Source organism: Nocardia speluncae NBRC 108251, assembly GCF_001613245.1.
GTDB classification, from domain to species: Bacteria; Actinomycetota; Actinomycetes; order Mycobacteriales; family Mycobacteriaceae; genus Nocardia; species Nocardia speluncae.
This window is the reverse complement of the sequence record NZ_BDBZ01000049.1, coordinates 1-18,174: the sequence shown is the minus strand read 5'-3', so window position 1 is coordinate 18,174 and position 18,174 is coordinate 1. Positions and strand designations below refer to the sequence as shown.

At 67.9% G+C, this 18,174-nt stretch carries 18 protein-coding genes; 6 read left to right on the top strand and 12 right to left on the bottom strand.

Annotated features, from left to right (window positions below):
• Positions 1-126: 126 nt before the first annotated feature.
• Together rpsO and NS6_RS32475 are read right to left on the bottom strand one after the other, a co-directional pair.
• Positions 127-396, bottom strand: coding sequence for a 30S ribosomal protein S15 (gene rpsO / locus NS6_RS32480; RefSeq protein WP_068050018.1), 270 nt, complete (start codon positions 394-396; stop codon positions 127-129).
• 197 nt (positions 397-593) lie between these two features.
• Positions 594-1,559 carry a bifunctional riboflavin kinase/FAD synthetase gene (locus NS6_RS32475; protein WP_084471658.1) on the bottom strand — a complete coding sequence of 322 codons (966 nt, stop codon included), beginning with the start codon at positions 1,557-1,559 and terminating at the stop codon, positions 594-596.
• A 126-nt stretch (positions 1,560-1,685) separates the two neighbouring features.
• Here NS6_RS32475 and NS6_RS32470 point away from each other — a divergent pair, with 126 nt between their 5' ends.
• The 3 genes from NS6_RS32470 to NS6_RS32460 all read left to right on the top strand — a co-directional run bounded on the left by NS6_RS32470 (position 1,686) and on the right by NS6_RS32460 (position 4,404).
• The gene (locus tag NS6_RS32470) at positions 1,686-2,429 is read left to right on the top strand and encodes a metal-dependent transcriptional regulator (RefSeq protein ID WP_084471656.1); all 744 of its coding nucleotides are present in this window, start codon (positions 1,686-1,688) and stop codon (positions 2,427-2,429) included.
• 166 nt (positions 2,430-2,595) lie between these two features.
• Positions 2,596-3,843, top strand: a complete 1,248-nt coding sequence (locus NS6_RS32465) for an aspartate aminotransferase family protein (RefSeq protein ID WP_068050014.1) — start codon at positions 2,596-2,598, stop codon at positions 3,841-3,843.
• A gap of 66 nt (positions 3,844-3,909) precedes the next feature.
• Positions 3,910-4,404, top strand: a complete 495-nt coding sequence (locus NS6_RS32460; RefSeq protein ID WP_068050012.1) for a DUF3830 family protein — start codon at positions 3,910-3,912, stop codon at positions 4,402-4,404.
• A gap of 167 nt (positions 4,405-4,571) precedes the next feature.
• Here the strand turns inward: NS6_RS32460 and NS6_RS32455 are convergent, their stop codons facing one another.
• Together NS6_RS32455 and NS6_RS32450 are read right to left on the bottom strand one after the other, a co-directional pair.
• The gene (locus NS6_RS32455; RefSeq protein ID WP_218024292.1) at positions 4,572-5,960 is read right to left on the bottom strand and encodes an amidase; all 1,389 of its coding nucleotides are present in this window, start codon (positions 5,958-5,960) and stop codon (positions 4,572-4,574) included.
• A gap of 28 nt (positions 5,961-5,988) precedes the next feature.
• Positions 5,989-6,954, bottom strand: a complete 966-nt coding sequence (locus NS6_RS32450; protein ID WP_068050010.1) for a D-2-hydroxyacid dehydrogenase — start codon at positions 6,952-6,954, stop codon at positions 5,989-5,991.
• A gap of 107 nt (positions 6,955-7,061) precedes the next feature.
• Here NS6_RS32450 and NS6_RS32445 point away from each other — a divergent pair, with 107 nt between their 5' ends.
• From NS6_RS32445 to NS6_RS32435, 3 genes are read left to right on the top strand one after another with little or no spacing between them, the layout of a single operon-like run.
• Positions 7,062-7,781, top strand: coding sequence for a maleate cis-trans isomerase family protein (locus NS6_RS32445; RefSeq protein WP_210747586.1), 720 nt, complete (start codon positions 7,062-7,064; stop codon positions 7,779-7,781).
• Between the two features lie 44 nt (positions 7,782-7,825).
• Positions 7,826-8,557 (top strand): maleate cis-trans isomerase family protein, encoded by a 732-nt coding sequence (locus tag NS6_RS32440; protein ID WP_068050007.1) that lies wholly within the window; start codon positions 7,826-7,828, stop codon positions 8,555-8,557.
• A complete protein-coding gene (locus NS6_RS32435) occupies positions 8,544-9,224 on the top strand; it encodes a GntR family transcriptional regulator (RefSeq protein WP_068050005.1) in 681 nt (226 codons plus the stop codon). Before NS6_RS32440 ends, NS6_RS32435 begins: the two co-directional genes overlap by 14 nt.
• A gap of 401 nt (positions 9,225-9,625) precedes the next feature.
• Here the strand turns inward: NS6_RS32435 and truB are convergent, their stop codons facing one another.
• The 8 genes from truB to infB form a co-directional block, all read right to left on the bottom strand.
• The gene (gene truB / locus NS6_RS32430) at positions 9,626-10,525 is read right to left on the bottom strand and encodes a tRNA pseudouridine(55) synthase TruB (protein ID WP_068050003.1); all 900 of its coding nucleotides are present in this window, start codon (positions 10,523-10,525) and stop codon (positions 9,626-9,628) included.
• On the bottom strand, positions 10,525-11,193 hold the full coding sequence (gene npt, locus NS6_RS32425; RefSeq protein WP_068050001.1) for a 4'-phosphopantetheinyl transferase Npt: 669 nt from the start codon (positions 11,191-11,193) through the stop codon (positions 10,525-10,527). The genes truB and npt overlap by 1 nt, the downstream gene beginning before the upstream one ends.
• 36 nt (positions 11,194-11,229) lie before the next feature.
• Complete coding sequence (locus tag NS6_RS32420; RefSeq protein WP_157113067.1) at positions 11,230-12,189, bottom strand: metallophosphoesterase family protein; 960 nt, start codon at positions 12,187-12,189, stop codon at positions 11,230-11,232.
• 135 nt (positions 12,190-12,324) lie between these two features.
• Positions 12,325-13,686, bottom strand: coding sequence for an MATE family efflux transporter (locus tag NS6_RS32415; RefSeq protein ID WP_068050093.1), 1,362 nt, complete (start codon positions 13,684-13,686; stop codon positions 12,325-12,327).
• Between the two features lie 335 nt (positions 13,687-14,021).
• Positions 14,022-15,029, bottom strand: a complete 1,008-nt coding sequence (locus tag NS6_RS32410) for a DHH family phosphoesterase (protein ID WP_068049999.1) — start codon at positions 15,027-15,029, stop codon at positions 14,022-14,024.
• Between the two features lie 12 nt (positions 15,030-15,041).
• Complete coding sequence (gene rbfA / locus NS6_RS32405) at positions 15,042-15,482, bottom strand: 30S ribosome-binding factor RbfA (RefSeq protein ID WP_068049998.1); 441 nt, start codon at positions 15,480-15,482, stop codon at positions 15,042-15,044.
• 17 nt (positions 15,483-15,499) lie between these two features.
• Positions 15,500-15,790 carry a DUF503 domain-containing protein gene (locus tag NS6_RS32400; RefSeq protein WP_068049996.1) on the bottom strand — a complete coding sequence of 97 codons (291 nt, stop codon included), beginning with the start codon at positions 15,788-15,790 and terminating at the stop codon, positions 15,500-15,502.
• 122 nt (positions 15,791-15,912) lie between these two features.
• On the bottom strand, positions 15,913-18,174 hold a 2,262-nt coding region (infB, locus tag NS6_RS32395; protein WP_084471666.1), incomplete at its 5' end, for a translation initiation factor IF-2.

Sequence of the window (18,174 nt, the reverse complement as noted above, 5' to 3'; positions counted from 1 at the left end):
CGGCTGGTTCTGTCGTCTTCGTACGCGGGAGGTCCCCCGCACACGAAAATGCCGACGAGGCGATTGTATGCGCCTCGACGGCAGACGTGACGCCCGGCTCAGGGAACCGGGCGTGTTCACGGAATATCAGCGCCGCAGGCCCAGGCGTTCGATCAGGCTGCGGTACCGGTTGATGTCCTTGGCGGCCAGGTACTTCGACAGCCGCTTGCGGCGGCCGATCAGCGCCATCAGGCCGTGCCGGGTGTGGTGGTCGTGCTTGTGCACCTTGAGGTGCTCGGTGATCTCGGAGATCCGCTTGGACAGCATGGCGATCTGCGCCTCGGGGGAACCGGTGTCCGTTTCGTGCAGACCGTACTCGGCGAGAATCGCCTTCTTCTTCTCGGTGGTCAACGCCATGAGGCATCCACTCCTGTTTCTCAGTTCCGCGCGTAAGGTGCCCGGGCTGCCCGGGAATCATTCACCCCTGTGGGTGAACAGCTCTCCGGTCGTTGCATCCGGGGTAGGTGCCGCCGCGGACCGCAGCAAACCCAACGAGCGACCTTACCGGAGCTGTTCCGGCCCCGGCCGGGCGGGTGGCGGCTCCTGCACTGTGGTCAGTTGCCGGCGCCGAGGATTTTGCGGGCGGTGTCGACATCGCGGCCCATCGCGGCGACGAGTTCGTCGACCGACTCGAACTTACGCATCCCGCGCAGATGATCCACGAAGTCCACGGCCACATGCTGTCCGTAGAGGTCGGCTTCGCGGTCGAGCACATAGGCCTCGACAGTGCGGGCGCGACCGGAAAAAGTGGGATTGGTACCTACCGAGACCGCCGCCATTGCGGGCTGCCCCGGGGTCACCGTGCCGATGTCGGGCCCCGGGCCGAGCACAGTGAACCAGCCCGCGTAGACACCGTCGGCAGGGATCGCGGCGTGCATGGGCGGCGCGACATTCGCGGTGGGAAATCCCAGGCTCTTGCCGCGTCCGTCACCGCGCACCACTACCCCCTCGACCCGGTGCGGCCGGCCCAGCGCATCGGCGGCGGCGGCCATATCCCCGGCGTCCACACAGGCGCGGATATAGGTGGAGGAGAAAGTGACGGCGTGCTCACCCAGCAGGGTCACCCCGTCGACCGCGAAACCGAAGCGGTCGCCGAGTTCACGCATGGTGGCGACGGTGCCCGCGGCCTTCTTGCCGAAGGTGAAATTGTCGCCGACCACGACCTCCGAGACATGCAGCCGCTCCACGAGCAGATCGTGCACGTATTCGGCGGGGGTGAGTTTCATGAAGTCGTGGGTGAACGGCATCACGCAGAAGACATCGACACCGAGTTCCTCGGCGAGTTCGGCGCGCCGGGTGAGCGTGGTGAGTTGCGCGGGATGGGAACCGGGCCGGATCACCTCCATCGGATGCGGATCGAAGGTCATCAATACCGCCGGGACACCGCGCGCGGCAGCCGACTTCACCGCCCGGCTGATCAACTGCGCGTGACCGCGATGAACACCGTCGAACACGCCGATCGTGAGCACGCACCGCCCCCAGTCCGCGGGTACGTCGTCGAGACTTCGCCACCTCTGCACAGACGCCAAGCCTACGCAAACACGCGGCCGCACCGTATTCGGGTGGGGACGCCTGCCGGGCGTCGGCTACGCGGGCGCGAACACGGGGTCTCGCGGAGGTGGCGGGATATGTGTATCGCACCGCGAATGCTTAAGCTCGTGGTTGTGCCCGGAAAACGAGATATCGCCACCCGACGGGAACTCGCCGACGCCGGGGAATCGGCCGCTCCGGGCTTGTCGTCGGTGGCACAGGATTATCTGAAAGTCATCTGGACGGCTCAGGAGTGGTCGCAGGAACGGGTGAGCACCAAACTGCTCGCGGAGCGGATCGGTGTCTCGGCCTCGACCGTTTCGGAGGCGGTGCGCAAACTGTCGGATCAGGGTCTGGTCGAGCATGCCCGGTACGGCGCGATCACGCTGACAGCGGAGGGCCGCCGGGCCGCGATCGCGATGGTGCGCCGGCACCGGCTGATCGAGACGTTCCTGGTGAGCGAGCTCGGTTACGGCTGGGACGAGGTCCACGACGAGGCGGAGATCCTCGAGCATGCGGTGTCGGATCTGCTGATGGCCCGCATCGACGCGAAGCTCGGGTTCCCGGACCGGGATCCGCACGGCGATCCGATTCCGTCGGTGGACGGCGCGGTGCCGACGCCACCGGCCCGCCGGTTGATCGATTTCGAGGCGGGCGAAGCCGGGCGAGTGGCCCGTATCTCCGATTCCGACCCGGATATGCTGCGCTATTTCGATTCGGTCGGGATCGCGCTGGATACCGTGATCGTGGTGGTGGAACGGCGGGATTTCGCCGGGACCATCGCGGTACGTATCGGACGGGACGAAAACCTCACGGATCTCGGGAGTATCGCCGCGGAAGCGATCTGGCTGCGGGACTGACCGCGGGATAGTTCCGACACGCCCCGCGGGCGCCGGCGACCCCGGGGCATTGCCCGGGGTGCCCCCGCCGTGATATTCATATTGTCAACAATCCGACAATCGAGTTCACGATCTCGCATACCCGTCGGTCCGGACTGCCGCACCGACCGTCCCGGGAGGCGCCACCATGGCCGAACTGTCCCCGATCCTGAAGCAGGCCACTCCGGTCACTGTCGACCACGGCGAGGGCTGCTACCTGTACGACACCGACGGCCGCCGATACCTCGATTTCACGGCCGGTATCGGGGTCACCAGTACCGGCCACTGCCATCCACGGGTGGTGGCGGCCGCCCAGGCCCAGGTCGCGAAGCTGATCCACGGCCAGTACACGACGGTCATGCACCGGCCGCTACTGGAGCTCACCGAACGCCTCGGCACGGTGCTTCCCCCGGAGTTGGATTCGGTGTTCTACGCCAATTCGGGCAGTGAAGCGGTCGAAGCGGCACTGCGGCTGGCCCGCCAGGCCACCGGACGGCCCAATGTGATCGTGTTCCACGGCGGATTCCACGGCCGCACCGTGGCCGCCGCGACCATGACCACCTCCGGCACCCGGTTCTCCGCCGGTTTCAGCCCGCTGATGTCCGGTGTGCACGTCGCTCCCTTCCCCACCGCCTACCGCTACGGCTGGAGCGAGGAGGAAGCCACTTCCTTCGCCCTGCGCGAACTCGACTATGTGTTCGCCACCCTCACCTCCCCGGCCGAAACCGCGGCATTCGTCGTGGAACCGGTCCTCGGCGAGGGCGGGTACATTCCCGGGAACCGGGTGTTCTTCGAGGGCCTGCGCGAACGCGCCGACCGGCACGGAATCCTCCTGATCTTCGACGAGATCCAGACCGGTTTCGGCCGGACCGGAAAGTTCTTCGGCCACCAGCATTTCGGTGTCCGGCCCGATATCATCACCATGGCCAAGGGGTTGGCCAGTGGCTTCCCCATCTCCGGAATCGCCGCCTCGGGCGAACTGATGAGCGCCGCCTGGCCCGGTTCGCAAGGCGGCACCTACGGCGGTAACGCCGTGGCCTGCGCCGCGGCACTCGCCACCCTCGAGGTGATCGAATCGGAGAACCTGGTCGAGAACGCGCGGGTCCGCGGCGAACAACTGCTGGACGGGGTGCGGGCGGCCGAATCCAAAGCCATCGGCGACATCCGCGGGCTGGGGCTGCTGGTCGGCGCGGAGTTCACCACCGCCGACGGCACGCCGGACCGGGAAACGGCCACCGCCGCCCAGCAATCAGCGGCCGCAAAGGGCCTGCTGCTGCTGACCTGCGGTGCGCATATGAATGTGGTGCGGATGATCCCGCCGCTCATCGTCGCCGAAACCCAGATCACCGATGCCCTCGACGTCTGGTCCGAGGTACTCGGCGAACTCGGGCGCTGACCCCACCCCGCGAAAGGGAGCCCGGTCCCCGCGGCCGGTCTCCCGCACGACCATCAGGACGAATACATGGCGCGCTACCTGACGATCACCCTCACCAAAGCCGGTATCACCTGCCGTGCCCGGCTGCTCGACGAACAGGCTCCGCGCACCTGCGCCGCGGTGTGGGACGCCCTCCCGCAGGAAGGCGATGCCTTCCACGCCAAATACGCCCGCAACGAGGTCTATACCCTGGTACCCCGCATCCCGGGCGCCCCGCACCGCGAGAACCCCACTGTCACACCCATTCCCGGTGACGTCTGCCTCTTCGATTTCGAACCCTGGGAGATCGGCAACCCGGCCTACGGCTACGAGCCGGGCTCGGCCGCCCATCACGACCAGGGCGCCACCGATCTAGCACTGTTCTACGGGCGCAACAACCTGCTCATCAACGGTGATCTCGGCTGGATCCCCGGCAATGTCTTCGCCACCATCGAAAGCGGCCTGGACGAGCTGGCCGCCGCCTGCAACACGCTCTGGTTACACGGCGTAGCCGGCGAAACCCTCGCCTTCGCCCGAGCTTGACTACAGCCGGCGTGTTTGTCTCGGAGAGTCCGGGCCCCGCTCACCGCGCGGCGCGCAAACGATGCGCCCGGCCAGAGACGACGGTCCGGCCGGGCCCCACCCGACATGCTGTTCGGCAATCCTCCCGACCGGCCGCCGGTTGACCGAATCGGCCCGATGCCGCGCGTTCAGCGCGCGGCCAGCACCGACTCCGCGAACCGGCCGACCGCCAGGACGAGATCGTCGGAATGCCGGGGACCGACGATCTGCAGGCCCACCGGTAACCCGTCGCTCGTCCGCCCGGCCGGGATACTCAGTGCGGGCTGCTGGGTGAGGTTGAACGGATAGCTGTAGGGCGTCCAATCCGGCCAGTCCGACATCCCGCTGCCCGGTGGGACATCGTGACCGGCCGCGAACGCGGTGATCGGCACCGTGGGCGTGATGAGCAGGTCGTAGACGGTATGGAAGGTGCCCATGGTGATCGCCACCTGGGCGGCGACCGCGCGGGCATCGAGATACTCTGTCGCAGAGAGGGTTTCGCCGTCCTCCCAGACCCGGCGCAGGCCGGGATCGGCGTTCTCGCGCGCGCCCGGCGGGAAGTTGGCCAGCATGGCCGCGGCTCCGGCCGCCCACATCACGTCGAAGGCTCGGCGTGGATCGGAGAAACCGGGATCCGCGGCCGAAACGCGGAGCCCCGCGGCTTCCAGCGCGGTAACCGCCCCGGAGACGATCGCCTCGACCTCCGGATCGGGTCGCACATAGCCCAGAGTCGGCGAGTAGGCGGCGGTTACGCCCCGAACGTCACGCTGGATCTGGCCGCGGAACGTGGTGAGGGTGGGGGCCAGCGCGGTGGGGTCGCGCGGATCCGGTAGCGCGAGAATATCCAGCAGCAGCGCCGCGTCCTCGACTGTGCGGGTCAACGGACCGGCATGCGCGAGCGGGCCGAACGGGCTGGCCGGGTACAGCGGGATGCGGCCGTGCGTGGGCTTGAAACCCACGATGCCGCAGAACGCGGCGGGAATCCGGACGCTGCCGCCGCCGTCGGTGCCCACCGAGACCGGGCCCATCCCGGCCGCGACCGCCGCGGCGCTGCCGCCGGACGAGCCGCCGGCGGTTCGGGAGGGGTCGACCGGGTTGCGGGTGATACCGGTCAGTGGGCTGTCGGTCACCCCTTTCCAGGCGATCTCGGGTGTGGTGGTTTTACCCACTATGACCATCCCGTCCTCGCGCACCCGCGCGGCGACAGGGCTGTCCACCTCCCAGGGACCTTCCGGTCCGATGCTCAACGAGCCGCGGCGGGTGGGCCAGTCCTCGGTGAGGAAGATGTCCTTGATGGAGATCGGTACGCCGTCGAGCAGCCCGCGAACGTGCCCGGACTGCCAGCGCGCCTCGGAATCCTTGGCCTGCACCAGTGCGCGGTCGGGATCGACGAGGCAGTAGGCGTTGATATCGGTATCCCGTGCGGTGATAGCGGCGAGAACGGCCTCGGTCGCCTCCAGCGGGGACAATGTTCCGGCAGCATAGGCGGACACCAGTTCGACCGCGGTCATTTCGACGGGATCGGTCGGTTGGGGCACCTCGGGCTGGTTCATCTGCGACCCTCCTTCAGCCGGGCACATACCCCAGCGTCTTGTCGACGACATTATCCAGCGGCCGACCGGCCAGCCAGTGCTCGAAATTCTCGGTGAACGCGGTGACGATCTCCGTGCGCCAGCCGGCGAAATCACCGGAATTGTGCGGGGTGATATGCGCATTGGGCAACTGCCACAGTGGGTGTCCGGGTGGCAGCGGTTCCGGGTCCACCACATCCAGTGCGGCCCCGCCGATCGCGCCGGTCTCCAACGCGGTGACCAGATCGTCGGTGACCACCAGTTCACCACGCCCGACATTGACGAAGCGGGCATGCGGTTTCATGGCACCGAAGGCCCGGGCGTCGAACATATGCCGGGTGTCGCCGGTCAGCGGGGCGATGGCGACGACATAGTCTGCCGTGGGGAGCTCGGCGATCAGATCGGTCGTGACGGTGCCGAAATCGTCGTCGCCGGTGCGGGCGCGGCGACCGACCGCCCGGACTCGCATCCCGACGGCCCGCAGCAGCCCGGCGACGGCGCGGCCGATCGATCCGGTGCCGACGACGAGCGCGGTGGATCCGGCGATCCGCTCGGATTCGCGATGCTGCCAGATCTCCTGCCGCTGCAGCCGCTTCGACCCGGACAGGTCTTTGGCGAAATCGAGGATCTGGCCGAGCACGTATTCGGCGATCGCGGTATCGAAGACTCCGCGAGTGTTGGTGACGACCACATCGCTGTCGCGCAGTTCGTCGAACATCACCGCATCGACCCCCGTGGCGCCGATATGCAGCCAGCTCAGCCGGTCCGCCGCGGGCCAGGCATCGGGCAGCGCGCGGGTCTGGAAGTCGTAGACGAACAGCACATCGGTACCGGGCAGCGCGGCGGCCAGCCCGGCCGAATCCGTGTAGCGCACCGTGGCCCGCGCACTGACCGGCGCCATCAGCGCCGGATCGGGCTGCTGGTCACTGTGCACAATCGTGACGATGGGGCCCGATTTCATATTGACACAGTATGGTCACATCGTATGATTGTCAACAATCCGATCGTTCTCGGAGGTCTTCCCGGCTGAGTGCGAGAGGGGCCGCAGTGGAGTTCGATTTTCCCGATATGGAGGGCCCGGTCGCGCAACGGGGCATCGGTGTCATCGCACCGTTCGACCTCGCCCTGGAGCGTGAGCTCTGGCGCTGGGCACCGCTGGAGGTGAGCCTGCACCTGGCCCGCACTCCCTACGAACCGGTCCCGGTATCGCTGGCCATGGCCGAACTGGTCTCCGACGCGACCCACCTGACCGCCGCGACCCGCAACGTCCTGCACGTGGAACCCGAAGTCGTGGCGTATCTGTGTACCTCCGGTAGTTTCATCAAAGGCATCGAATACGAGCGCTCACTGCGGGAAACGATCTGCCGGGCCGGCGCCGCGAACGCGGTCACGACCTCCGGCGCGCTCCTCGAAGCGATCGGCCATCTCGGCATCACGAGCCTGTCGATCATGACCCCCTACGACGAGGTCCTCACCGGCAAACTGCGTGACTTCCTCGGCGAAGCGGGGTGCGAGGTGGTCCGCTCCGACCATCTCGGCCTGGGCGGCGGAATCTGGAAGGTCAACTACCGCACCATTGCCGAACGAATCCTCGGCGCCGACGATCCGCGCGCCGAGGCAATTTTCGTCAGCTGCACGAACCTGCCCACCTACGACATCATCGAACCGCTGGAAAAGGTTCTGGGCAAACCGATTCTCACGGCCAACCAGCTCACCATGTGGGCCTGTCTCGGGCGAATGAAACTGCCGATGATGGGTCCGGGCCGTTGGCTGCTGGAAGTGTTCTGAAAGATGATGTCCCCGAACAGAACCCAGCTCGAAACGGAGGGCCCATGCCGGCACCGACCATCGGATTCATCTACCCCGACCATGCCGCCGAGGACGACTACCCACGTGCGGAGGCACTGCTGGACGCGCGGCTGCCGGTGGCCCATATCTACGGCACCGATCTGCACGCCGTGCCCGAACTGCTGGATCTGGGCAGCCCGGACAAACTCCGCGACGGCGCCGCCCGGCTCGCCGCGCACCGGCCGGACGCTGTTGTCTGGGCATGCACGTCGGGCAGCTTCGTCTATGGCCCGGACGGCGCCCGCCAACAGGTCCGGGAGCTGTCCGCGGCCGCAGGCGTCCCGGCTTCCAGCACCAGTTTTGCGTTCGTGGCAGCCGCGCGGGCGCTGGGCGTCCGACGGGTGGCAGTCGCGGCGAGTTACCCCGCGGATGTGGCCGGGCTGTTCGCCGATTTCCTGGCCGATGCCGGGATCGGCGTCGCCGCGTTCGCGAGCGCGGGTATCGAAACCGCCGCCGAAGTAGGCACCCTCGGCCCCGAGCAGGTACTGGCGCTGGCACGGGCCAACGATCATCCGGACGCGCATGCTCTGCTGATCCCCGATACCGCCATGCATACCCTCGAGGTGCTGCCCCGCCTGGAGGCGGCGCTGGGGAAACCGGTACTCACCGCCAACCAGGTCACCATCTGGGAGGGGCTGCGACTCACCGGCGCGACCCGGACCGTCCCGTCACTGGGCGCGCTGTTCGCGGAAAGGCCCGCATATGTCGGTAATTGATTTCGAACCCGTCAATCAGCGCTCCACCGCGGAAATGATCGCCGACCGGCTCCGGGACGCGATCATGCGCGGCGCATTGGAACCGGGAGCGCAGCTGGGTGAAGCCGATCTCGCGACACAGTTCGGGGTCTCCCGCGGCCCGGTCCGGGAAGCGATGCAGCGGCTGGTCTCGGAAGGTCTGCTGCACAGTATCCGCAACCGCGGCATTTTCGTCATCGAACTCACCCTCGCCGATGTCGTCGATATCTACCGGTCGCGCACTGCGATAGAAGGAGGTGCGCTGGCGCTGATCCTCGACGACCGCCGCGAGGTCGCCTACGAGGCGCTCGCAGCGAGTGTGCACGCGATGATCGAACGGGCCGCGGCGGGTGATGCAGCCGGGGTCTCCGACGCCGACCAGCAATTCCACGAGGCCCTGGTCATGGCGGCGGACAGTACCCGACTCGTGCGCGCCGCCCGCACCCTCCTGATCGAAACCCGCATGTGCCTGGGCAAACTGCAAACCACCTACCCCGATCTCCGGGAACAGGCGGACGAGCATGTGGCACTACGCGAGGCGATCGGCGCCGCATCACCGGCGCGCGCCCACCGTCTGCTCCGCCACCATATGGACGACGCGGTCCAGCGCCTGCGCAGTCAATACGCCGAAGAACCCATCCTCGGCTGAACCTGCATGTGCGCACCGTGCGCCCACAGGAGGTGCGTCCGGCGCCTTGCCGAGCAGTCCTCGGCGAGCCCATGGCACGATGGCGGCACCCGAGCTGTATCGGAGGAGTCGGGAGGACACCGGCACATCGGCCGAGGTCATCGACAGGCCGCCGCCGTGAAACACCGCCGCGGCCGCAACCCGGCACTCCCGCGGCAGGACTCCCGGGTCTTCTCCTCGGGTGCCCGGATCCGCCGGGAAAGTTCGGCAGGCCGAGCAATCGGATACTGCCCGCGACGCGCACAGGCGGCCCTGCGCCCCGGCGTGCGAGTTCATCGGCCGGTGTCAGAGCTTCGGTGCCGGCATATCGCGGCGAGCGAACAGCCGTTGCACCATGGGCGGTACCGAAGACGGCGAGTTGTTCAGTCGACCAGACCTCTCGGGCGCACTACCAGTACGGATGCGGCACGCTTACCCTTCTCCTGGAGCAGCGCGATGGCCCGTCCGTCCTCGGTGAGGGCGGCATGAACACCGGTGTTACCGACCGGGTCGAGCCAGCGGCCGTCCCGCAGTTTCTCGGCCTCATCGGCGTCGATCACGCGGTGCGGGAACGACAGCCGCACCGCGGCGTCGATATCGAGGCTCGGAACTGGATCATCGGCCAGCTGCTCGAGGGTACGGGCATGTTCGAGCGTGAACGGGCCGACCCGGGTGCGGCGTAGCGCAGTCAGGTGACCACCCACTCCCAGCGCGGCACCCAGATCGCGGGCCAGTGCACGGATATAGGTGCCCGACGAGCATTCGACGACCACATCGAGATCCACCACATCGGGCTCGGCGATATCGCGGCGGGCCAGTACGTCGAAGCGAGAGACCGTGACCGGCCGGGCGGCGAGCGTCACCTCTTCACCGGCGCGGTGCCGGGCGTAGGCGCGTTCGCCACCGACCTTGATGGCGCTCACCGTCGCCGGAACCTGCTGGATATCACCGGTGAGCACGGCGACCTCACCGGCGATATCGGCATCGGTGATATGCCCGGCCGCCGCGGTGGTGAGCGCTTCACCCTCGGCATCATCTGTGGTCGTGGCGCAGCCCAGCCGGATCGTCGCGGTGTAGGCCTTGGTGGTGAGGGTGAGCAGTCCGAGTAGTTTCGTGGCGCGCTCCACGCCCAGTACCAGCACCCCGGTTGCCATCGGGTCGAGCGTGCCGGCATGCCCGACCTTCTTGGTGTGCAGCAGTTTCCGGGCCCGGGCCACGATATCGTGACTGGTCGGGCCGGCGGGTTTGTCGACGATCAGCAGACCGCCCAGGATATCGGCCATCAGCTGTGCGCGATCGCGGTCAGAATGAATCCACCGGTGATCAGCCAGCGGCCGGCGAACGAGGTGAGGGGGACGCCGCCGTCACCGGTCTGCCCGGGTACCAGCAGTTCCGACCGGAACGTGCCTGCCCCGCTCCCGGCGCTCTGCTCCTCGACCGCGAAGGTGATGTGCGCGTCCTCGAAACCCAGCCAGCGAGTGGTGAGGGGAAACCACGCCTTGTACGTGGCCTCCTTCGCGCAGAACAGCAGCCGGTCCAGGTGCAGCCCGGAGTCGGTGATCCGCAACCACTCCCGTTCCGCGGGCAGGCTCACCGAATCCAGCACGCCCTCGGGCAGGGTTTCGTGTGGTTCGGCATCGATCCCGATCGAGCGGTACCGCAGCTTGTGGGCCAGCGCCGCGCCCCGGAAACCGTCACAGTGAGTGAGGCTGCCGACGATCCCGCGCGGCCATACCGGCGCTCCGCGTTCGCCCTTGCCGATCGCCACCGGCGGCTCCCCCAGCTGCTCGAGTGCCTGGCGGGCGCAGTGCCGGGCGCCGATGAAGTCGCGGCGCCGCTTCTCCACCGATTTCGCGATCAGCGGTTCCTCGGCGGGGTGCGCTTTCAGGTCCTCCGGGTAGTCCAGCAACTCGGCGGAGGCGATATCGGCGGGCAGGATTGTCTCGATCATCGTCGGTGAGCCTACTGGGTGTCACCGGCCGCCGGTTCAGGCGAGCCCGCGGCGGCGCTGGGCCTTGTCCCGCATCTCGGCGGCCGCGGCGGCCATCTCCGGTGTCACCTCGAAGTGCCCGCCCCATTCGTTCAGGTCGCCGGGCCCGTACTGGGGGTCGGGCAGGATCTGGCGGAGCAGTTTCTCGGGTTTCCCGCGCTTCTGCCATTCCCGTGGATAGCCGAGCGAGACCTCTTCGAACCGGACACCGTCGTAGTAGGTGGTCCGCGGAATGTGCAGGTGGCCGTAGACGGCGCAGACGACGTTGTAGTGGGTATGCCAGTCTGCGGTCTGCTCGGTTCCGCACCATAGGGCGAATTCGGGATACCAGAGCATATCGGTGGGTTCGCGGACCAGCGGGAAATGGTTGATCAGCACCAGCGGTGTGGCGTCGGGCAGGATGTCCAGTTTCCGGCGGGTTGCGCGGACCCTGGCGTCGCACCAGGCGTCTCGGGTGAGATACGGGTCCGGGGTGAGCAGGAATTCGTCGGTGGCCACCACATTGCGTTCCCGGGCGATGGCCAGCCCCTCGGCCTTGGTGCGCGCGCCTTCGGGCCGGAAGCTGTAGTCGTAGAGCAGGAACAGCGGAGCCAGCGTCACCGCGCCGCCGTATGCCTCGGCACCGGCACCGGTCCACACCGGGAACGGATCCTCGGGAGTGAGCACATCCAGATCCCGGCACATGGCGACCAGATAGTCGTAGCGGGCGGCTCCGTGCATCTGCACCGGATCTTTGGCGGTCGTCCACAGTTCGTGGTTACCCGGTACCCAGATCACCTTCGCGAAGCGTTCGCGCAGCAATTTCAGGGCCCAGCGGATATCGTCGCTGCGTTCGGCGACGTCACCGGCGACGATCAGCCAATCTTCGGGCGAATCGGGGCGGATCTCCTCGACGACCGGTTTGTTGCCCTGGTGACCGACATGGATATCGCTCACCGCCATCAACTTGGGTATCACCACACCTACCTTCGCATACCACCGGCGGAGGCCGGTGCACCTACCGATCGCGGGGCGGCGATCACACTGTGCTCCTGGGCATGGACGAGGTCGGTGCGCGGTAACGCTCCGCTACCGCCTCCGGGCCCGACTCGCTCATGCCGGGATTTCGGCCCCGACCCGGACCCAGCGGCCCGACAACCACCGCGTACTCACCGCGACCAGCCTCAACAACATGAACGCGATCAGTCCGCACCAGATTCCGCCGATACCCCAGTCGAATGCCAGCGAGAGCCAGATCGCCGGCAAGAACCCGAGCAGGGCCGCGCCCAGCGTGGTAGTCCGCAGGTAGGCCGCATCGCCGGCGCCGAGCAGTACCCCGTCCAGTGCGAACACCACACCGGCCACCGGGATCATCACCACGAAGAACCACCAGACCACGCTCGTCCGGTCCAAGACCGCGGCATCGGCGGTGAACAGCGGCGGGATCCAGGCCGCGCCCGCGGCGAACACCGCGGCCAAGCCCAGCGCGAACACCGTCGACCATGCGGTCACCCGGCGCGCCACCGACCGCGCACCCACCGCGTTGCGCGCCCCGAGCGCCGAACCGATAAGAGTCTGCGCCGCGATGGCCAGTGAATCGAGAGTGAGCGCGAGGAAATTCCACAGCTGCAGCACCAGCTGATGCGCCGCTACCGAGGGCGCCCCGAATCGCGACGCCACCGCCGCGGCGGAAACGAAACACGCCTGGAACGCCAGGCTGCGTGCGATGAGATCACGTCCCATAACCAGCTGGGCCTTCATCACCGACAACCGTGGCGCCAGCGGCACCCGCGCCCGGACGAGTGCGCTGACGAACAGCACCGCCGTGACCAGCTGACCGATCACGTTGGCCACTGCCGAACCGGGCAGGCCCAGCCGCGGCAGCCCGGCGAGGCCGTGCACCAGCAGGGGGCACAGCGCCGCGGACAGCGCGAGCCCCGCCACCACGTAGGTGAGCGGCCGGCGGGTCTGCTGGACCCCGCGCATCCATCCGTTCCCGGCCATGGACAGCAGGATGAGCGGCACCCCGAACAACGCGATCCGCATCCAGGCCAGCGCCTCCGCCGCGATCTCGGTATCGCCGGCGATCACCTCCGCAACGGGTACCGCCGCAATCTGGACCACCAGCAGGATCAGCACTCCGATCCCGCCCGCCAGCCAGCTGGCCTGCACCCCCTCCGCGACCGCACCGGGTTCGTCACCGGCACCGTGCCGGCGCGCTGAACGCGCGGTCGTACCGTAGGCGAGGAAGGTCAGCTGGGAGCTCACCTGAGTGAGAACCAGGCCGCCGACCGCAAGCCCGGCCAGCGCCAGCGCGCCGAGCCGGCCCACCACCGCGAGATCGAACAGCAGATAGATCGGTTCGGCGACCAGAACCCCGAGCGTCGGCAACGCCAACCCCAGTATCCGCCGGGGCCCGGCGGATACCTCCGCGGACGAAGCGGTCACCTCCGTCTGCATCTCACTCCCTGTCATGCTCACTACCTCGCGGGATACCCGCGGCCCGGCCGCGCGCGAACAACCGTCGTGCACGCTAGTGGAACTCTCCGACACACATCCCGCTGACCGCTTCGCCTGTTGCCGAACCACACCGCCACCGGCAAGTCCTCAGGCCCCTGTTTCCTTCGACCGGCCGGGCAGGGGCCTCGAGTCATCCGCCGCCCCTGCTCCCACGATGATCGGCACCGCTCCGTTACGTGAGGCCACTGCACTGTTTCATAGATCCGCCGTTGTACCGCTGCCCGCGTGTACCACTCCGGGCTCGGAAGGGCTGCCGGGCGGCGAAGCATCCTCGGGGCCGGCCGAACCCCTCAGGAAAGGACGGTCCGCAGCTGGGCGAGGATCTCCTCCGGTTGCCCGTAGGTCGTGTATCCGGCCGCGTAGCGGTGCCCGCCACCGCCGAGTTCGGTGGCGATCGCCGCGACGTCGGCGCCGTCATCGGTTCCGGGACCGCTGTCCTTCGAACGCAGCGATACTGTCCACCGCCGCCGCTCGTCCACAGGCCGGGCTTCCTTGAATACCGCGGCGATACCGGCCTCGGCAGTCGCGCGCACGATATCGACGACGCTTTCGGCCTCCTCCTGGCGGACTGCTGCGAGATCCGTGGCCTGCACGAACGCGGCGACCAAACCGATCCCACCGTGGGCCGCGGGCTCGAGCCGAGCGGAGGCGAGCACAGTCGACAGCATCTGCAACCACGCGAACGGATGGGTGTCCATCAGGGTTCTGGTGATCGCGCCACCGTCGATCCCAGTGGCCAGCAACCGTTCGGCCAAAGTGTGGGTGCCGGGTGTCACCCAGCGGAACGATCCGCTGTCGGTGGCCAGCCCCGCGAACAGGCAGTGGGCGATATCGGCGTCGATCGGTTCCTGCCACCGATCCAGTAACGCGGTGAGCACGCTGGCGGTGGATACCGCGTCGGGGTCGATCAGGTTGACCGCTCCGAATCGGGTATTCGACCGGTGATGATCGATCACCAGCGTGGTCCGGGCGCCCGGCAGCCGATCGGCCAGCGCACCCAACCGCCCCACGGCACCGCAGTCGACGGTCACCAGCACATCCACCTGGGCCGGTACCTCGGCCGGCGGAACCAGAAGCCGCCCCCCCGGCAGCGTGCGCAACGCGTACGGCAGTTCGGCGGGTTCGGCGAACGACACCCGCACCGGTACCCCCCGCCGGTCCAGGACCTGGGCCAGAGCCAGCCCGCTACCGAGGGTGTCGGCATCGGGCTGGATATGGCAGACGACGGTGACCGAACGTGCGGTATCGAGAACCCGAACGGCCGCCGCGTAATCCACCGCGGCACCGGTTGTGGTCATAGCGGCCGCAGCTCAGTCGTCGTCGCGTGGTGTTTTGTACGGATCGGCGTCACCGGCGGGCTTCGCCTCGGCCGCCACCCGGGCGACCGCGTCGTCGCTGGCCCGCGCCCGGGCCAGCAGATCCTCCATCTGCTTGGCCGCATCGGGCACCGTGTCGAGAACGAACGTCAAGGTCGGGGTGAACTTCACCCCGGTTCCTGCGCCCACTTTCGACCGCAGCACCCCCTTGGCCTTCTCCAGCCCGGCCGCGGCTGCGGTGTAGTCGGGTTCGGCGTCGACGGTTTCACCCATGACGGTGTAGTAGATGGTCGCCTCACGCAGATCGCCGGTGACCTTGGCATCGGTGACAGTGATGAAACGCAGCCGCGGATCCTTGATCTCGTATTCGATCGCGGTGGCCACGATCGCGGAGATCCGTTTGGCGAGCCGGCGTGCCCTGGCTTGATCCACCATGGCCGCTCCTTTCCCTTTCAGTCCTCGGGTCCGAAGACGCGGCGGCGTACTGCCAGCAACTCTATCTCCGGACGGGCCGCGACATGGCGTTCGCATTTGTCGAGCACGGCCGTCAAATGGTCCATCCCGGGTGACACCATCGCCACGGCGAGCAATGTCCGCCGGTAGCGGTCGTGCTCCCCGGCCTCTGCGGTGCTGACCCCGAAACGCTGGAGTTCGGCCAGGATCGGCCGCACTACCGAACGCTTCTCCTTCAGAGAGTGCACATCACCCAGCAGGATGTCGAATTCGAGTGCACCGAGGTACACGCAACCTCCCAGTTATGGCTACGACGCGGCACCGGGGCCCGCCGGTGCGCGGCGAGTCCCGGGGCTCTGTCGTGCCGATATCGATGACCGGGCCCGGACGACCATCCGGACCCGTATCACAGTCAGTCGCGCGGCTTCTCGCGCAACTCGTAGGCCTCGATGACGTCGCCCTCCTTGATATCGGAGTACGTCAGCGTCATACCGCATTCGAAGCCTTCGCGGACCTCCATGGCGTCGTCCTTCTCGCGGCGCAAAGAGCTGATCGTCGTGGATTCGGCGACCACCATGTTGTCGCGGAGCAGACGTGCCTTGGCGTTGCGCTTGACGACGCCCGAGGTGACCATGCAACCGGCGATGAGACCGATCTTGGACGACCGGAAGATCGCCCGGATCTCCGCCCGGCCCAGTTCGACCTCTTCGTAGATCGGCTTGAGCATGCCCTTGAGCGCGCTCTCGATCTCGTCGATGGCCTGGTAGATCACCGAGTAGTACCGGATGTCCACGCCTTCGCGGTTGGCCAGTTCGGTGGCCTTGCCCTCGGCCCGGACATTGAACCCGATGATGATCGCGTTCGACGCCGACGCCAGGTTGACGTTGGTTTCGGTGACACCACCGACACCGCGGTCGATGACCCGCAGGCGCACCTCGTCGTCGATCTCGATCCCGAGCAGCGCCTCTTCCAGCGCTTCGACGGTACCGGAGTTGTCGCCCTTGAGGATCAGGTTGAGCTCGCTGGTTTCCTTCAGCGCGGCATCCAGATCTTCGAGGCTGATCCGCTTACGGCTGCGCGCGGCCAGTGCGTTGCGCTTACGCGCATTGCGCCGGTCGGCGATCTGCCGGGCGATCCGGTCCTCATCGACGACGAGCAGGTTGTCACCCGCGCCGGGCACCGAAGTGAAGCCGACGACCTGGACCGGACGCGACGGCAGTGCCGCCTCGACATCGGCGCCGTGTTCGTCGACCATGCGCCGGACGCGACCGTAGGCGTCGCCCGCCACGATCGAATCGCCGACCCGCAGCGTGCCGCGCTGGATGAGCACCGTGGCGACCGGCCCGCGACCGCGGTCCAGATGCGCTTCGATGGCGACACCCTGGGCGTCCTGCTCCGGATTGGCCCGCAGGTCGAGGGCGGCGTCCGCGGTGAGCAGCACGGCTTCGAGCAGTGCGTCGATATTGATGTTCTCCCGCGCGGAGATATCGACGAACATGGTCTCGCCGCCGTATTCCTCGGCCACCAGGTTGTACTCGGTCAGCTGCTGCCGGATCTTCTCCGGGTTCGCGCCTTCCTTGTCGATCTTGTTGACCGCCACCACGATCGGCACATCCGCCGCCTGCGCGTGGTTGATCGCTTCCACCGTCTGCGGCATCACACCGTCGTCTGCGGCGACCACCAGGATCGCGATATCGGTGGCCTTCGCACCGCGGGCACGCATGGCGGTGAACGCCTCGTGACCCGGGGTATCGATGAAGGTGATGAGCCGGTCGTCCTCGCCGAGGTGAGTCATCACCTGGTAGGCGCCGATGTGCTGGGTGATACCGCCGGCCTCGCCCTCACGAACGTTGGCCTTACGGATGGTATCCAGCAGTCGGGTCTTACCGTGATCGACGTGGCCCATAACGGTGACCACCGGCGGCCGCTGTTCGAGGTCCTCCTCGCCGCCTTCGTCCTCGCCGTAGGTGAGATCGAAGGATTCCAGCAGCTCGCGGTCCTCGTCCTCGGGGCTGACCACGTGCACGACGTAGTTCATCTCGCCGCCGAGCAGCTCCAGGGTCTCGTCGTTCACCGACTGGGTCGCGGTGACCATTTCACCGAGGTTGAACAGTGCCTGGACCAAAGCGGCCGGATTGGCGTCGATCTTCTCCGCGAAATCGGACAGCGACGCGCCGCGGGCGAGGCGGATGACCTCACCGTTACCGCGAGGCAGCCGCACGCCGCCGACCGACGGAGCCTGCATCGAATCGTATTCCTGGCGCTTCTGCCGCTTCGACTTACGACCACGCCGGGGCGCGCCACCGGGACGACCGAAAGCACCGGCCGCGCCACCGCGACCACCGGGACCACCCGGACGGCCACCACCGCCGGGACGACCGCGGAAACCGCCACCTCCGGCGGGTGCACCGGTGCCGGCGGGTGCGCCGCCGCCACCGCGGTAACCGCCACCGCCACCGCCACCGGGACGACCGCCGCCACCTGCACCGGGACGGCCGGGACGACCGCCGGCCGCGGGACCGGGACGCGCCGACCGCTGAGGCATGGCGCCGGGAGTCGGACGGGGCGGCATGGAAGCCGGGCTCGGCCGCGGACCGCCGGGCCGCGGACCGCCCTGAGCAGCCGCGGGCCGCTGGCCGCCGGGGCCGCCGCCGGGGCGCGGCGCGTTCTGACC

Coding starts and splice junctions, on each gene's coding strand:
- NS6_RS32465 (WP_068050014.1), top strand. CDS start 2,596: ATGGCCGAACTGTCCCCGATCCTGAAGCAGGCCACTCCGGTCACTGTC.
- NS6_RS32460 (WP_068050012.1), top strand. CDS start 3,910: ATGGCGCGCTACCTGACGATCACCCTCACCAAAGCCGGTATCACCTGC.
- NS6_RS32470 (WP_084471656.1), top strand. CDS start 1,686: ATGCTTAAGCTCGTGGTTGTGCCCGGAAAACGAGATATCGCCACCCGA.
- NS6_RS32440 (WP_068050007.1), top strand. CDS start 7,826: ATGCCGGCACCGACCATCGGATTCATCTACCCCGACCATGCCGCCGAG.
- rbfA (WP_068049998.1), bottom strand. CDS start 15,482: ATGGTGGATCAAGCCAGGGCACGCCGGCTCGCCAAACGGATCTCCGCG.
- npt (WP_068050001.1), bottom strand. CDS start 11,193: ATGATCGAGACAATCCTGCCCGCCGATATCGCCTCCGCCGAGTTGCTG.
- NS6_RS32415 (WP_068050093.1), bottom strand. CDS start 13,686: ATGACAGGGAGTGAGATGCAGACGGAGGTGACCGCTTCGTCCGCGGAG.
- NS6_RS32450 (WP_068050010.1), bottom strand. CDS start 6,954: ATGAAATCGGGCCCCATCGTCACGATTGTGCACAGTGACCAGCAGCCC.
- truB (WP_068050003.1), bottom strand. CDS start 10,525: ATGGCCGATATCCTGGGCGGTCTGCTGATCGTCGACAAACCCGCCGGC.
- NS6_RS32445 (WP_210747586.1), top strand. CDS start 7,062: ATGGAGGGCCCGGTCGCGCAACGGGGCATCGGTGTCATCGCACCGTTC.
- NS6_RS32410 (WP_068049999.1), bottom strand. CDS start 15,029: ATGACCACAACCGGTGCCGCGGTGGATTACGCGGCGGCCGTTCGGGTT.
- rpsO (WP_068050018.1), bottom strand. CDS start 396: ATGGCGTTGACCACCGAGAAGAAGAAGGCGATTCTCGCCGAGTACGGT.
- NS6_RS32435 (WP_068050005.1), top strand. CDS start 8,544: ATGTCGGTAATTGATTTCGAACCCGTCAATCAGCGCTCCACCGCGGAA.